Raw genomic sequence first — 14382 nt, 5'->3', positions numbered from 1 at the left:
TATGGGACAATACGATTTTACAACCAGACCAAATCGCTTAAACCAATTTACTTATAAATGGCAGAGCTCGGAAGATAATCCTGATTTATTGCAACTATGGGTGGCAGATATGGATTTTTTACCTGTTCCAGAAATCAAAGAAGCCATTGTTGCTTATGGTCAAGAGCATATTTTTGGCTACAATTATTTTAAAGAATCTCTGTATCAATCAGTGATTGATTGGGAGAAAAGTGAGCATGGCTATGAGGTGAAAAAAGAAGAGATTTCATTTATTGATGGCGTCGTTCCCGCGATTTCTGTTGCCATTCAAGCTTTCACGGAAAAAGGTGATGCTGTTCTTATCAACTCACCAGTTTATTATCCATTTGCTCGAACAGTCCGACTTAATGACCGTAAGTTGGTGGAAAATTCTTTGAGCATTCAAAATGGTCATTTTGAAATTGATTTTGAGCAACTTGAAAAAGATATTGTGGACAATCAGGTTAAGTTATATATTTTTTGTAGCCCGCATAATCCAGGAGGGCGTGTGTGGACAGAAGTAGAATTGAAAAAGATTGGTGAACTTTGCCAAAAACATGGTGTGATTCTGGTATCTGATGAGATTCATCAAGACTTGGCTCTCTTTAGAAATAAACACCATTCATTCAATACTGTTGATCATCGATTTAAAGATTTTACAATCATTTTATCTTCAGCGACTAAAACATTTAACATTGCTGGTACGAAAAATAGTTTTGCCATTATTCAGAATCCAAAACTCAAGAAAAAATTTCAGCGTGTGCAGCTTGCTAATAACCAGCATGAAGTCCCTACAATTGGAATGATTACGACAGAAGTGGCGTTTAATCACGGCAAGGCTTGGCTAGAAGAGTTGAAAAAAGTGGTTGAAAAAAATATTAACTACCTATCAGACTACTTTGAAGAAAATACCAAGATTAAGGTGATGAAACCAGAAGGAACTTATCTCGTTTGGCTTGATTTTTCAGCTTATGGTATTGAACAGCCACAACTGGATGAAACGTTGCAAAAAGAAGCTAAAGTGGTGCTAAATGATGGGGCTCACTTTGGAAAAGAAGGAAAATATTTTGCACGCTTAAATGCAGCAACACCTTTTGAAACGATTGTCGAAGCAAGCAAACGTATCGCTCAAGTTTTTGGAAAATAGAAATTGAAAGTGGACTTAGGTTCACTTTTTTTGTGATTTCGCATTTTGTCAAAAAATATGACATTCGTCATAAATTTTTAGCATATTTTGCCATTTTCTGCTATAATTGATAAGGTTAAACAAAATTCAGTATAAAAGGAGTACAATCATGGGAAAATTCCAAGTTATCTCACACCCGCTTATCCAACACAAATTGTCAATTTTACGTCGCGCAACAACTTCAACTAAAGATTTCCGCGAATTGGCTAACGAAATCGCTATGCTTATGGGTTATGAAGTTTCTCGCGACCTTCCTCTAGAAGATGTTGAAATTGAAACACCTATTACAAAAACAGCTCAAAAGCAATTGACTGGTAAAAAACTTGCAATTGTTCCTATTTTACGTGCTGGTATCGGTATGGTTGATGGTTTCTTGAGTCTTATTCCAGCTGCAAAAGTTGGTCATATTGGTATGTATCGTGATGAAGAAACATTGCAACCAGTTGAATATCTTGTGAAATTACCAGAAGATATCGACCAACGTCAAATCTTTATTGTAGACCCAATGCTTGCTACAGGTGGTTCTGCAATTTTAGCGGTTGACTCTCTTAAAAAACGTGGTGCAGCTAACATCAAATTCATCTGTCTTGTTGCTGCTCCAGAAGGTGTTAAAGCTCTTCAAGAAGCACATCCAGATATCGATATCTACACTGCAGCTCTTGATGAAAAACTTAACGAAAATGGATATATTGTACCAGGTCTTGGTGACGCTGGTGACCGTTTGTTCGGTACAAAATAAGATTAAGTTATCTTACTTAATAAAAAGGTTTGAGTTTAATGAACTCAAACCTTTTTTGATTGTGTCAGTTTTTAATTTTGCTAGAAATAGTTTTAGCGAATTCTTGAGCCGCCAGAGGGAGAGTCTGCCAGTTCTTCCAAGCTAGCACAATAGTTCTAAATGGCTTTTCGGCAATGTGACGAATAGTCAAATCCTGAAGTGTCAAGCCATCAAGAAAATTTTCATAAAGAAGACTGACTCCTAAATCTTGTCGAATCATTTCTAAAATAGTATAGTCGTCGTAAATTTCGTAGGCAAATGTAGGAGTGATGTTGGCTGTTTCAAATGCAGCGCGTGTTAAACTATTTTCCCCTTCATCAAGTAGAATTAATTCAGTTTTAGCTAAGTCAGCAAGGGATACTTCATCTTGCTTAGCTAAAGGATGCTTACTTGGCAAGACTGCATAAAGGCAATCTTGGTAAAGAACTTGTGATTGCAATTTTCCAACATAATCGATGTGCGTAAATCCTAAGTCAACTTGTCCAGTATCAAGCCATTGATGAATGCTGGTATAGTCTCCTTGTTTAAGAACGAAATTCACAGTTGGGTGTTTGGCTTTAAAATCTTTAATAAAGGGTAAAATGAAATTTCGACTAGCTGATGTAAAAATCCCAATGCGGATTTCAGCTTTATTTAGCCCTTGGAGTTCCTCGATTTTTTTGGTCAGCTGTTTTTCACTTTGAACAATTTGTTGAAAATAAGGGTAAAGGGCTTCTCCATCTTTGGTCAGATGGAGGCCTTCATGACCTCGCGTTAGCAGACAAGTTCCAATTTCCTTTTCAAGATTTTTGATTGTCTGACTAATTGCACTCTGTGAATAATTTAATTGCTGAGCTACTTTTGTGAATGACCCCAATTCAATAACCAAACAGAAAATAGCATATTTTGAAATCATAATAATACCTTTCGATAAGTAAAACTTATTCTTCTATTATATACTTTAATTTTACTTATGGCCAATATGACCTTATAATAAAACAAGATATTAGGAGTGAGAGGTGAGAATCATGGTTCAAAAACATGCTAAACTTTTTTCAGTGAGTGTTCCTCTTGCGTGGGGAATGTCCTATCTGTTTATGGCGCTTGGTGCTTCTGAAATTCCCGCCATTGAATTAGTAGCTCTGCGCTGTGGCTTAGCTTTTTTGGCTTTAGTATTCATTTTTTATCGTTACTTAAAGGAAACATTTTCTTGGAAATTGATGGCTTATAGCGCATTTGCGGGGATAATACTATTTGCTGTTTTTTATTTTCTTATTGTAGGTGTCATTGATACTTCAGCTTCGACAGCAGGTTTTTTAGCTTCTACAACAGTGGTGATTGTTCCAACTTTGCGTGCTATTTTGACACGAAAAATGCCTGATTTAAAAACAGTCATAGCTATTCTTATTGTTTTATCAGGGCTTTACCTATTAACAGGAGCTGATTTGTCACAATTCAATATTGGAGCTGTGATGTGTTTAACATCTGCAACTTTATATGCTGTATATATTATCCTTTCTAAGCATTTAGTTGAGAAGGTTGATGCGATGAGTTTAGGAATTTGGCAATTAGGTTTTGCTAGCTTGTACGCTTTAATAGGAACATTTAGTTTTGAAACACCAGTTCTACCGCATTCTAGCTTAGTTTGGTTTTCAGTTTTAGGGCTAGCTCTGATTTGCTCAGCTTATGGATGGGTGATGCAGACGATTGTTCAATCTTATGTCAGTGCTGAATTTACCAGTGTGATGTTTTCGTTAGAACCTATTTTCACAGCTATTTTTGCTTTGATTTTCTTTGGAGAATGGCTGAGCGGTTTAGCTTTTTTAGGGACAGTTTTGATTTTTGTCGGTGTGCTTTTGACGATTTATCAACCGAAAAAGAACAGCCATGTCATTTTGCTACAGGAAAAAGTGGAATATTAAAATTTTTTATTTGACCTTTTTTGACCATTTGATTATAATAGTCTCAGGTTAAGATTTAAAACAAAGGAGAAAAGATATGATTCCTGTAGTTATTGAACAAACAAGCCGCGGTGAACGCTCATATGATATTTATTCACGTCTTTTGAAAGATCGTATCATTATGCTAACTGGACCAGTTGAAGATAATATGGCAAATTCTATCATTGCTCAACTATTGTTCCTTGATGCACAAGATAATACAAAAGACATCTATCTTTATGTTAATACACCTGGAGGATCAGTTTCAGCTGGTCTTGCTATCGTCGATACAATGAACTTCATCAAATCTGACGTTCAAACAATCGTTATGGGTATGGCTGCATCAATGGGTACAATCATTGCATCATCAGGTACAAAAGGTAAACGATTCATGTTGCCAAATGCTGAATACATGATTCACCAACCAATGGGTGGTACTGGTGGCGGTACTCAACAAACTGATATGGCAATCGCTGCTGAACATCTTTTGAAAACACGTCAAAACTTGGAACAAATTTTGGCTGATAATTCAGGTCAAACATTGGAAAAAGTTCACGCAGATGCTGAACGTGATAACTGGATGAGCGCTCAAGAAACTCTTGAATATGGCTTCATCGATGAAATCATGGTCAACAACGAATTGAACTAATAAGATTTTATTAATGTAAAAAGCTCGCATTTTGCGGGCTTTTTTGATTTTTGCTCTAAGCGGGACAGGGATACATTTATGTCTAAATATGATATAATCAAAGTATGTTGGCAATAGATGAACAATTATTGGAAATTGATGAGGCAATCGATGATGTTGCCCAAACTTTTTTTACTTTAGATTCTGTAAAATCATATTTAGAAATTAAGCAAGAATTTTTAGCTAATTCAGCGCTACAAGAAAAGATTGCACACTTTCAAGAATTGAAACAATCTTACGAGGAAAATAAAGATTATCTTGCTTTTAGACCAGAAGTTCGAGAACTTCGCCGTCAGTTGTTAAAAGAAAAAAGAGCTCTTGATATGAATGAGAAAGTTAGTCGCTTAAGACAGAGCGAAGTAGAAGTTCAAGAAATTTTAGCAGAATTGTCACAAAAAGTATCATCTGCCATATCACCAACTATTTTTGTAGATACTGGTTTGCCATTAGCACCGCACAAGGCGCACCATCATTGTGGAGGAAAGGAAAAGAGGGATGTTTAAAAAACAAGAACGTCAGGGAATTATCGTTTATCTATATTATAATCGTGATGCTAGAAAGCTTAGCAAATATGGAGATGTTCTTTACCATTCTCGCAAATTACATTATCAAGTTTTGTACGTCAATAAAGAAGAAGCAGAAGCTGTTGTCGAAGAAATTTCAGCTTTAAAATTTGTGAAAGCAGTTACTTTATCAGAATTTGATAATATTAATCAAGATTTTGTAGGCAATTTGGAACATTTTTGATATAATATGAATTTGAAAACCAAAGAATATTATAAATTTTCAGATAATTCAGTATTCTTTGAAAATATTTTAAATTAGAAGATGAGGAGAAAGTTTATGCATAAAAAGATTGCGCTAGCAGCGCTAACTTTTTTAGCCTCAATTGCCTTAATGGCTTGTAGCAAGTCCCCAGACGTGACAGCGAATGCTACTGGTACAAAAATTGGTAACACTTTAAAAATTGGTGTTAACCTAGAATTAACTGGTACAGTTGCTGCCTATGGTAATGCCGAAAATAACGGTGTTAAGCTTGCTGTTCAAGAGATTAACAAAGCTGGCGGTGTAAAAGGTAAAAAAATTGAACTTGTTACAAAGGATAATAAGTCAGAAAATGCAGAAGCATCAACAGCAGCTACGAATTTGGCGATTCAAAGTCAAGTAAATGCTATGATTGGTCCTGCTACGTCAGGTGCGGTTGCAGCTGCAAGTTTAAATGCTCAAAAGACTGGTGTGCCTTTGTTGACACCGAGTGGGACACAAGATGATTTGACTCTTGATAAAGTCGACGGTGTTAAAAAGTACGTATTCCGTACAACTTTCCAAGATAGTTTCCAAGGCCAAGTCCTAGCTCAGTATGCTTTTAGCAACTTGAATGCCAAAAAAGTTGTTCTTTATTATGATAATTCAAGTGACTATGCTAAAGGGATTGCTGAAGAGTTTAAGGAAAAATATCAAGGTGAGATTGTCTCAACAGCGACTTTTGCATCTGGAGATAAAGATTTCCAATCAGCTTTAACAAAAATTAAAAACATGGATTATGATGCCATTGTCATGCCCGGGTATTACACAGAAACTGGTATTATCACAAAACAAGCGCGTGATATGGGAATTAGTGTTCCAATTTTGGGCCCTGACGGATTTAACGATGAAAGTTTTGGTGACTTGGCAGGTAAGGCAAATACTAACGGTGTTTATTATGTGTCTGGTTATTCAACTAAAACGGCATTATCAGCCAAAGCAACAGATTTCATTAAAGCTTATAAAGCAAAATATGGTTCAGAGCCAAATATGTTTGCTGCACTTTCTTATGATTCAGTTTATATGATTGCTAAAGCATCTGAAGGTGCCAAAACATCAATTGATATTGCTAATAATTTAGCAAAAATAAAAGATTTTGACGGTGTGACTGGTACGATGACTATTGATAAAAAACACAATCCAATCAAAACAGCCTTGATGGTTGCGATGAAAGATGGTGTTGAAGCTTCTGCGGATGCTGTTGAAATTGAGGAATAAAATTAATTTTATTTTTGATTAGTTTTTATCACATGACTAGAAAGTTTGGTGCTTTATGTTTTTAGAACAACTTCCCCAACAACTGGTTAATGGTATTATCCTTGGAAGTATTTATGCCTTGTTGGCTCTCGGATATACCATGGTTTATGGGATTATTAAGTTAATTAACTTTGCACATGGCGATATTTATATGCTTGGTGCATTTATCGGATATTATTCGATTAGCGTTCTTCACATGAATTTTTGGATTTCGCTAATTGTGACAATGATTGTGACAGCATTCATCGGAATGGTTATTGAATTTTTAGCCTATCGTCCCTTGCGTCACTCAACACGAATTGCAGCCTTGATTACAGCGATTGGTGTGTCATTCTTCCTTGAATACGGTATGGTTTTCTTGGTTGGTGCCAATACGCGTTCATTCCCACAGGCTATTGATATTGTTAGCTACAAGCTTGGACCTGTGACTGTGACAAATATTCAACTATTGATTCTAGTGGTTTCGCTTGTCTTGATGGTTGCCTTACAATTGATTGTCAAGAAAACAAAAATGGGTAAAGCTATGCGTGCGGTGTCTGTTGATAGTGATGCGGCTGAATTGATGGGGATTAATGTTAATTCAACTATCAGTTTTACATTTGCCCTTGGTTCAGCGCTTGCTGGTGCCGCTGGTGTTTTGATTGGGCTTTACTACAATTCAATCGAGCCACTTATGGGGATGACGCCCGGTATTAAAGCTTTCGTAGCTGCCGTTCTTGGTGGTATTGGCATCATTCCAGGTGCTGCTCTTGGTGGATTTGTTATCGGTATTTTGGAAACTTTATCAATCTCGCTTAACCTCTCAAGCTATCGAGATGCCATTGTTTACGGTGTTTTAATTATCATTCTATTGGTAAGACCTGCCGGTATCCTTGGTAAAAATGTGAAAGAGAAGGTGTAGAAAATGAAAAAGAATCTAAAAATCAATCTTTCTTGGCTTGCCTTGGTAGTTGTACTTTTTGGAATTGTAGAGTTTTTAACTAAAACAAATATTCTGAATCTTTATTATATTCAAATTTTAATGGGGATTGGAATCAGTATTTTGATGGGGCTTGGTACCAACTTGGTACTTGGTTTTTCAGGCCAATTCACCCTTGGACAAGCTGGTTTCATGGCAATCGGTGCTTACTCAACAGCCATTATCACACAACAAAATCCAACTTACGGTGGTTTCTATTTTTCAATGCTAGTTGGTGTTGTGATTGCTATCCTTGTAGCACTAGTCTTTGGTATTCCAACGCTTCGCTTAAAGGGTGACTATCTTGCCATTGCAACTCTTGGTATGGCTGAAATTATCCGTATCGTGATTGTTAATGGTGGTGAGTTGACAAATGGTGCCGCTGGTTTAACAGGGATTTTGCCATATACGTCATGGCATGTTATCTTCATTTTCGTGGCAGCAATTACTGTTTTGATTTTAAACTTTTTGCGTTCTTCTACGGGTCGTCAAGTTATTGCGGTGCGTGAAGATGAAATTGCAGCAGAAGCCATGGGTGTCAACGTCACTAAAATGAAAGTTATGATTTTTGTGATGGGGGCAATTATCTCAGCTATCGCTGGATCACTTTATGTTGGCTACATCGGAACGGTTGTACCAAAAGACTTTACTATCATGAAGTCAATTGATTACTTAATCATCGCTGTTTTAGGTGGTCTTGGTTCAATTACAGGAACAATTCTAGCAGCTATTGTTTTAGGAATTTTGAACATGTTTTTACAAAATGTTTCAAACTTGCGTATGATTATCTATTCACTTGCTTTGATTTTGGTGATGATTTTCCGTCCAGGTGGACTTTTAGGGACAAAAGAATTTACACTGTCTCAGTTTTTCAATAAAGGCAAAGGAGGTAAGCACTAATGGCACTTTTAGATGTAAAAAATCTAACTAAAAACTTTGGTGGGTTGACGGCTGTTGGTGATGTTACCATGCATCTGAACGAAGGTGAGTTGGTTGGATTAATCGGACCAAACGGCGCAGGTAAAACAACTCTTTTCAACCTTTTAACAGGAGTTTATGAACCAAGTGAAGGTTCAGTAACTCTAGATGGTACTCTTCTTAATGGGAAGAAACCATATAAAATTGCATCTCTTGGTTTGTCACGTACTTTCCAAAATATCCGCCTCTTTAAGGACATGACAGTTTTGGAAAATGTACTTGTTGGTATGGCAAATCAAAATAAACCATATCTTCTATCAAGTTTTCTTCGTTTGCCAAAATTCTACCAAAGCGAAGATGCGCTTCGCCAAAAAGCTATGGAATTATTAGCGATTTTTGATTTGGATGGAGACGCTGAAACACTTGCTAAAAATCTTTCTTACGGGCAACAACGTCGCTTGGAAATCGTACGTGCGTTAGCGACTCAGCCTAAGATTCTTTTCTTGGATGAACCTGCTGCTGGTATGAACCCACAAGAAACTGCTGAGTTAACTCAACTCATCCGAAAAATTAAGGAAGAATTTAACATTACAATCATGCTTATCGAGCACGATATGAGTCTTGTTATGGAGGTAACTGAGCGCATTTATGTTCTTGAATATGGACGATTAATTGCTCACGGTACTCCAGATGAAATTAAAAATGATCAACGCGTAATCGAAGCTTATCTTGGAGGTGAAGGATAATGGCAATGTTAAAAGTTGATAATTTATCAGTTCATTACGGCGTTATCCAAGCTGTAAAAGACGTTTCATTTGAAGTTAATGAAGGAGAAGTGGTGACGCTTATCGGTGCAAACGGTGCTGGTAAAACCTCAATTCTTCGAACAATTTCTGGTTTGGTGCGTCCAAGCGCTGGTAAGATTGAATTTTTAGGTCAAGAAATTCAAAAAGAACCAGCTCGTAAAATCGTTGCAGGTGGATTGTCTCAGGTTCCTGAGGGACGTCACGTTTTTCCAGGATTGACTGTCCTTGAAAACCTAGAACTTGGTGCATTCTTACGAAATGACCGTGAAGAAAATCAAAAGAATTTGAAGAAAGTTTTTGACCGTTTTCCACGTCTTGAAGAACGTAAGATGCAAGATGCAGCAACACTTTCAGGTGGTGAACAACAAATGCTTGCCATGGGTCGTGCGTTGATGAGCCAACCAAAATTACTTCTTCTTGATGAACCGTCAATGGGACTTGCTCCAATCTTTATTCAAGAAATTTTTGATATCATTCAAGATATTCAAAAACAAGGAACAACAGTTCTTTTGATTGAGCAAAATGCCAATAAAGCTTTGGCGATTGCTGATCGTGGCTATGTTTTAGAAACAGGAAAAGTTGTTCTTTCAGGAACTGGTAAAGAGCTATTAGAATCAGAAGAAGTGCGTAAAGCCTATCTTGGTGGATAAAAGTTAGCTTCGCAATAAAGGGTGGTAAATTCCGCCTTTTGTTGTTTTGTGTAAACGCTTTTAATTGATGTTATAATAATTGAAAAAGAAAAAAACTGGAGAATAATTATGGCAGTTAAGGATTTTATGACAAGAAAAGTTGTCTATGTGTCACCTGATACAAAGGTTGCACATGCGGCTGATATGATGCGAGAAGAAGGAATATGCCGAATGCCAGTTATCGAAAACGACCAACTGGTTGGGATTGTGACAGAAAGAACGATGGCAGAAGCGAGCCCATCAAAAGCAACGTCCTTATCTATTTATGAAATGAATTATTTGTTAAATAAGACAAAGATTCGAGATATTATGGTTCGAGATGTGATTACAGTTTCGCCATATGCTAGTCTTGAAGATGCCGTTTATGCTATGATGAAACACCAAGTTGGTATTTTACCAGTGGTTGAGCACGGCCGAGTTCATGGTGTTATTACGGAAAAAGATGTTTTTAAAGCGTTTCTTGAAGTGTCTGGTTATGGGCAAGAAGGTGTTCGTGTCATCATTACTGCTGATGATACTGTCGGAACTCTAGCTAAGATTGTAGATACGATTTCTGCTGATAATCTTAATATCAAGCGCACGGTAGTTGCAACACGCAAGTCTGGAAAAGTTGTCATTGAAATCCAGATTGATGGCAAGGCTGATGTCGCTGATTTGCGTGATAAACTTGTATCACAAGGAATTCAAGTAGACGCTATTGAATTGACTTCTGCAAAGGAAATTGACTAATGATTTCAAAGCATTGCTAAGATTAGCAGTGCTTTTTTGTGTGATTTTTGATAAAATAGGAGTAGAGAAAAAGTATTAAGGAATTTTCATGAAAAACGGTATAATCATTTCATTTGAAGGTCCAGATGGCGCTGGAAAAACAACAGTTTTAGAAAAAGTTATTCCAGTTCTTGAAGAAAAGGGCTACGATATTGTAACGACACGTGAACCTGGTGGTGTTGAAATCGCTGAACGCATTCGTGATGTTATTTTGGACGTTAAGCACGTTGCTATGGATAGCAAGACAGAATTGCTTTTGTATATGGCAGCACGTCGTCAGCATTATGTTGAGAAGGTTCTACCTGCTTTAGAGGCAGGTAAGGTGGTCTTGATTGACCGTTTTATTGATAGCTCAATTGCTTATCAAGGTGCTGGACGTGGACTTGATAAAGACATTATTGCAAAATTAAATGATTTTTCAACGGATGGCAGAGAACCTGAGTTGACTCTTTATTTCGATGTTGAATCAGAAGTCGGTTTGGCTCGAATCGCAAAAAATGCTGACCGAGAAGTTAATCGTCTTGATTTAGAAAAATTGGATATGCACAAGCGTGTTAGACAAGGATACTTGGATTTGGCTCAAACAGAAGATCGTATTGTAACGATTGATGCTTCGCGTGAATTAGAGCAAGTCGTAGGTGATGCAACACAAGTGATTCTTGAACGCTTGGCTAAAAACTAGTAAAGGAATTAAAATGGATTTAGAGTGCTTGCAACCCCAACTTTTTAAAGACTTTAATCAGATTTTAAAATCAGATAGGATGAATCACGCCTATCTTTTTTCAGGGGATTTTGCCAGTTTTGATTTTGCACTCTATCTTGCTAAAAGTCGTTTTTGCGAGAATTTGCAAGAAGGTAGACCCTGCGGGAAATGTCGTGAATGCCTGCTGATTGATGCGAATGATTTTTCAGATGTTAAGATTGTCAGACCAACTGGTCAAGTCATCAAGACAGACACGATTCGTGAGATGATGCGTGATTTTTCTCGCTCTGGTTTTGAAGGAAAGTCACAAGTTTTCATTATTCAAGATTGTGAGAAAATGCATGTTAACGCAGCAAATAGTCTCTTGAAATTTATTGAAGAGCCACAGAGTTCGTCTTACATGATTTTGTTAACTAGTGATGAAAGCAAGGTCCTTCCAACTATCAAGAGTCGAACACAAGTTTTTCGCTTTCCAAAGAATAAAAGACTCTTGGTTCAACAAGCTGAACAAGCTGGTATTTTAAAAACACAAGCTGAAATTCTTGCAGAATTGGCTAAAACACCAGCTCACTTAGAAGAGCTGATGGCTGACAAGAAGATTTTGGATTTGTTACAGGCTTGTGAGCGTTTTGTTGGAATTTTGTTTAAAGACAAAGCCTTAGCTTACTTGGAAACAGGGCACCTCGTACAAGCTGCACTTGAAAAGTCTGAACAAGAACTTGTTTTTCAACTGTTGCCTTTGTTTTTAGCAAAGCAATTTAATCAAAAAGAAAGTCTGAATTATTTAGAGAAAAGTTATAAAGCACAGCAAATGTGGAAGAGCAATGTGAGCTTTCAAAATGTGCTAGAATATATGGTGATTTCATGACAGAAGTATTGAGTGTAAAATACGAAGAAACAGGCAAGGTTACCTATGTTTTACCAAATCAAAACTATCAAGTGGGTGACTGCCTTGTCATAAAAAATAAAAAAGGAAGTCGCTTAGCTCAAGCAGTAACTACCAATGAAGAAATCGATGAGGTAAAATTACCTGCTGAGATGGATAAGGTTTTGCGCTTAGCAAATGAGAAAGATTTGCAGGCTTATCAAGAAAATCTTGAGTTAGCGAAGAATTCGTTTGATAAAGTTAACGAGCTAATCGAAGCAAACAATCTTAAAATGAAAGTGATTGATATCCTCTTTCCTTTGGAAAGAAGTTATGTCTTGATTACTTTCTGCGCAGAAGATCGTGTGGATTTTCGTCAGCTTTTGCGAGATTTGGCATCGCACTTCAAAACGCGCATCGAACTGCGTCAAATCAATAGCCGTGAAGAAGCTAAAGTTTACGGTGGTGTAGGTCCGTGTGGTCGTGCACTTTGCTGTTCTAGCTTTTTAGGAGAATTTCCACCGGTATCAATCAAGATGGTTAAAAATCAAGGCATGTCACTTAGCACTGGAAAAACTGCAGGAATATGCGGTCGTTTGATGTGTTGCTTGAGTTTTGAAGATGAATTTTACAAAACCTCTAAGGAGAAATTCCCTGATTTGGGAACAGAAATTGAAACAGTCGACGGATTAGGAGTGGTCGCTGGGATTGATGTCTTTTCTGATACTGTCAAAGTTCGATTACCTGAACGACACACTCTTTTAACTTATGCTTTAGAGGAGGTCAAAGTACGTGGATAAAAAAGAATTATTTGATGCCTTTGATGGCTTTTCACAAAATTTAATGATTACCTTGGCTGAAATTGAAGCCATGAAAAAACAAGTACAGTCTTTGTTAGAAGAAAACACAGCTCTTCGACTTGAGAATGATAAATTACGCACACGTCTTACTCAACTTGAACAAGAAACTCCTGTTAAATCTTCTAAACAAGGTAAAAAATATATTGAAAGCATTTATCACGATGGTTTCCATATCTGTAATGACTATTACGGACAACGTCGTGAAAATGACGAAGAATGTATGTTCTGTATGGAAGTTTTAGACAGGGAGTAGTCAACTTTAATGATACAAGTACAAAAAAGTTTTAAAGGTCAAACTGATTACGGAACGCTCTATCTTGTTCCAACACCGATTGGAAATTTGCAAGATATGACATTTCGTGCAGTTGATACTCTAAAAAATGCAGATTTTATCTGTGCTGAAGATACACGAAACACTGGACTTTTGTTGAAGCATTTTGAGATTTCTGTTAAGCAAATCAGCTTTCACGAGCACAATGCTTACGAAAAAATTCCTGAGTTAATCGAGCTTTTGAAAGATGGAAAAAATTTAGCTCAAGTATCTGATGCAGGCATGCCATCGATTTCTGACCCAGGTCATGACTTGGTAAAAGCAGCGATTGCTGAGGATATTACGGTTGTGGCACTTCCAGGTGCTTCGGCTGGTATTACAGCTTTGATTGCAAGTGGATTAGCACCGCAACCTCACATTTTCTATGGCTTTTTACCACGAAAATCAGGACAGCAAAAAGAATTTTTCGAAAGCAAGAAAGCTTATCCAGAGACACAAATTTTCTATGAATCACCATATCGTGTAGCAGATACGTTGGAAAATATGCTTTCGGTTTACGGAGATAGAAAAGTTGTTTTGGTTCGTGAATTGACTAAGCTTTATGAAGAGTATCAACGTGGACAAATCTCAGAAATCCTAGATTACATTGCCGAAAATCCACTAAAAGGTGAATGTCTGTTGATTGTATCTGGTCAAGATGAAGCTGAGCTTTCTGAAGCAGCAGAGGACTTGAATCCAGCAGAACTTGTAGCTAATCTTGTTGAAGCTGGTGAAAAACCAAACCAAGCCATCAAAAAAGTTGCAAAAACTTATGGTCTGAACCGTCAAGAAGTTTATAATGCTTATCACGGTATATAAATGGATAAGAAGCTGGTATTTACCAGCTTTTTTTGT

Annotated in this window: 17 protein-coding genes and 1 pseudogene; 17 read left to right on the top strand and 1 reads right to left on the bottom strand. The window is 37.0% G+C overall.

The window, feature by feature from the left end; all coding sequences use genetic code 11:
• The first annotated feature begins 1 nt into the window (after position 1).
• Together ACNTMY_RS07530 and upp are read left to right on the top strand one after the other, a co-directional pair.
• On the top strand, positions 2 to 1165 hold the full coding sequence (locus tag ACNTMY_RS07530; protein ID WP_423215988.1) for a MalY/PatB family protein: 1164 nt from the start codon (positions 2 to 4) through the stop codon (positions 1163 to 1165).
• A gap of 148 nt (positions 1166 to 1313) precedes the next feature.
• Positions 1314 to 1943: a uracil phosphoribosyltransferase gene (gene upp / locus ACNTMY_RS07525; protein ID WP_423215987.1), complete on the top strand. Its 630-nt coding sequence runs from the start codon at positions 1314 to 1316 to the stop codon at positions 1941 to 1943.
• Between the two features lie 64 nt (positions 1944 to 2007).
• Here upp and ACNTMY_RS07520 read toward each other — a convergent pair whose 3' ends face one another.
• Positions 2008 to 2877, bottom strand: coding sequence for a LysR family transcriptional regulator (locus ACNTMY_RS07520; protein WP_423215986.1), 870 nt, complete (start codon positions 2875 to 2877; stop codon positions 2008 to 2010).
• Between the two features lie 112 nt (positions 2878 to 2989).
• On the opposite strand from ACNTMY_RS07520, the gene ACNTMY_RS07515 reads away from it, so the two are divergent.
• The 15 genes and pseudogenes from ACNTMY_RS07515 (at position 2990) to rsmI (ending at position 14346) form a co-directional block, all read left to right on the top strand.
• Complete coding sequence (locus ACNTMY_RS07515; protein ID WP_423215985.1) at positions 2990 to 3883, top strand: DMT family transporter; 894 nt, start codon at positions 2990 to 2992, stop codon at positions 3881 to 3883.
• A gap of 73 nt (positions 3884 to 3956) precedes the next feature.
• Positions 3957 to 4550: pseudogene (locus tag ACNTMY_RS07510) on the top strand (ATP-dependent Clp protease proteolytic subunit); the annotation flags it as partial.
• A 104-nt stretch (positions 4551 to 4654) separates the two neighbouring features.
• Positions 4655 to 5092: a YlbF family regulator gene (locus ACNTMY_RS07505; protein WP_423215984.1), complete on the top strand. Its 438-nt coding sequence runs from the start codon at positions 4655 to 4657 to the stop codon at positions 5090 to 5092.
• Entirely contained in the window at positions 5085 to 5336 is a 252-nt protein-coding gene (locus tag ACNTMY_RS07500; protein WP_021142941.1) for a DUF2129 domain-containing protein, read from the top strand. Before ACNTMY_RS07505 ends, ACNTMY_RS07500 begins: the two co-directional genes overlap by 8 nt.
• 96 nt (positions 5337 to 5432) lie before the next feature.
• On the top strand, positions 5433 to 6611 hold the full coding sequence (locus ACNTMY_RS07495) for an ABC transporter substrate-binding protein (protein ID WP_423215983.1): 1179 nt from the start codon (positions 5433 to 5435) through the stop codon (positions 6609 to 6611).
• 55 nt (positions 6612 to 6666) lie between these two features.
• Positions 6667 to 7551: a branched-chain amino acid ABC transporter permease gene (locus tag ACNTMY_RS07490; protein WP_423215982.1), complete on the top strand. Its 885-nt coding sequence runs from the start codon at positions 6667 to 6669 to the stop codon at positions 7549 to 7551.
• 3 nt (positions 7552 to 7554) lie between these two features.
• Positions 7555 to 8508, top strand: coding sequence for a branched-chain amino acid ABC transporter permease (locus ACNTMY_RS07485; RefSeq protein ID WP_423215981.1), 954 nt, complete (start codon positions 7555 to 7557; stop codon positions 8506 to 8508).
• Positions 8508 to 9272 (top strand): ABC transporter ATP-binding protein, encoded by a 765-nt coding sequence (locus tag ACNTMY_RS07480; protein ID WP_423215980.1) that lies wholly within the window; start codon positions 8508 to 8510, stop codon positions 9270 to 9272. Before ACNTMY_RS07485 ends, ACNTMY_RS07480 begins: the two co-directional genes overlap by 1 nt.
• Positions 9272 to 9982, top strand: coding sequence for an ABC transporter ATP-binding protein (locus ACNTMY_RS07475; protein ID WP_024343676.1), 711 nt, complete (start codon positions 9272 to 9274; stop codon positions 9980 to 9982). The genes ACNTMY_RS07480 and ACNTMY_RS07475 overlap by 1 nt, the downstream gene beginning before the upstream one ends.
• 108 nt (positions 9983 to 10090) lie before the next feature.
• Positions 10091 to 10750 (top strand): CBS domain-containing protein, encoded by a 660-nt coding sequence (locus ACNTMY_RS07470; RefSeq protein ID WP_423215979.1) that lies wholly within the window; start codon positions 10091 to 10093, stop codon positions 10748 to 10750.
• A gap of 88 nt (positions 10751 to 10838) precedes the next feature.
• The gene (tmk, locus tag ACNTMY_RS07465; protein WP_423215978.1) at positions 10839 to 11471 is read left to right on the top strand and encodes a dTMP kinase; all 633 of its coding nucleotides are present in this window, start codon (positions 10839 to 10841) and stop codon (positions 11469 to 11471) included.
• 13 nt (positions 11472 to 11484) lie between these two features.
• A complete protein-coding gene (locus ACNTMY_RS07460; RefSeq protein WP_423215977.1) occupies positions 11485 to 12360 on the top strand; it encodes a DNA polymerase III subunit delta' in 876 nt (291 codons plus the stop codon).
• Entirely contained in the window at positions 12357 to 13157 is an 801-nt protein-coding gene (locus ACNTMY_RS07455; protein ID WP_423215976.1) for a PSP1 domain-containing protein, read from the top strand. The genes ACNTMY_RS07460 and ACNTMY_RS07455 overlap by 4 nt, the downstream gene beginning before the upstream one ends.
• Positions 13150 to 13470: a DNA replication initiation control protein YabA gene (yabA, locus tag ACNTMY_RS07450; RefSeq protein WP_004232930.1), complete on the top strand. Its 321-nt coding sequence runs from the start codon at positions 13150 to 13152 to the stop codon at positions 13468 to 13470. The genes ACNTMY_RS07455 and yabA overlap by 8 nt, the downstream gene beginning before the upstream one ends.
• Positions 13471 to 13482: 12 nt before the next feature.
• Positions 13483 to 14346 carry a 16S rRNA (cytidine(1402)-2'-O)-methyltransferase gene (gene rsmI / locus ACNTMY_RS07445; protein ID WP_423216876.1) on the top strand — a complete coding sequence of 288 codons (864 nt, stop codon included), beginning with the start codon at positions 13483 to 13485 and terminating at the stop codon, positions 14344 to 14346.
• Positions 14347 to 14382 lie beyond the last annotated feature (36 nt).

It is taken from the genome of Streptococcus equinus (genome assembly GCF_049393735.1).
GTDB lineage: Bacteria > Bacillota > Bacilli > Lactobacillales > Streptococcaceae > Streptococcus > Streptococcus equinus_G.
The sequence above is the reverse complement of the archived record's forward strand: the minus strand, read 5'-3'. Positions and strand labels throughout refer to the sequence as shown.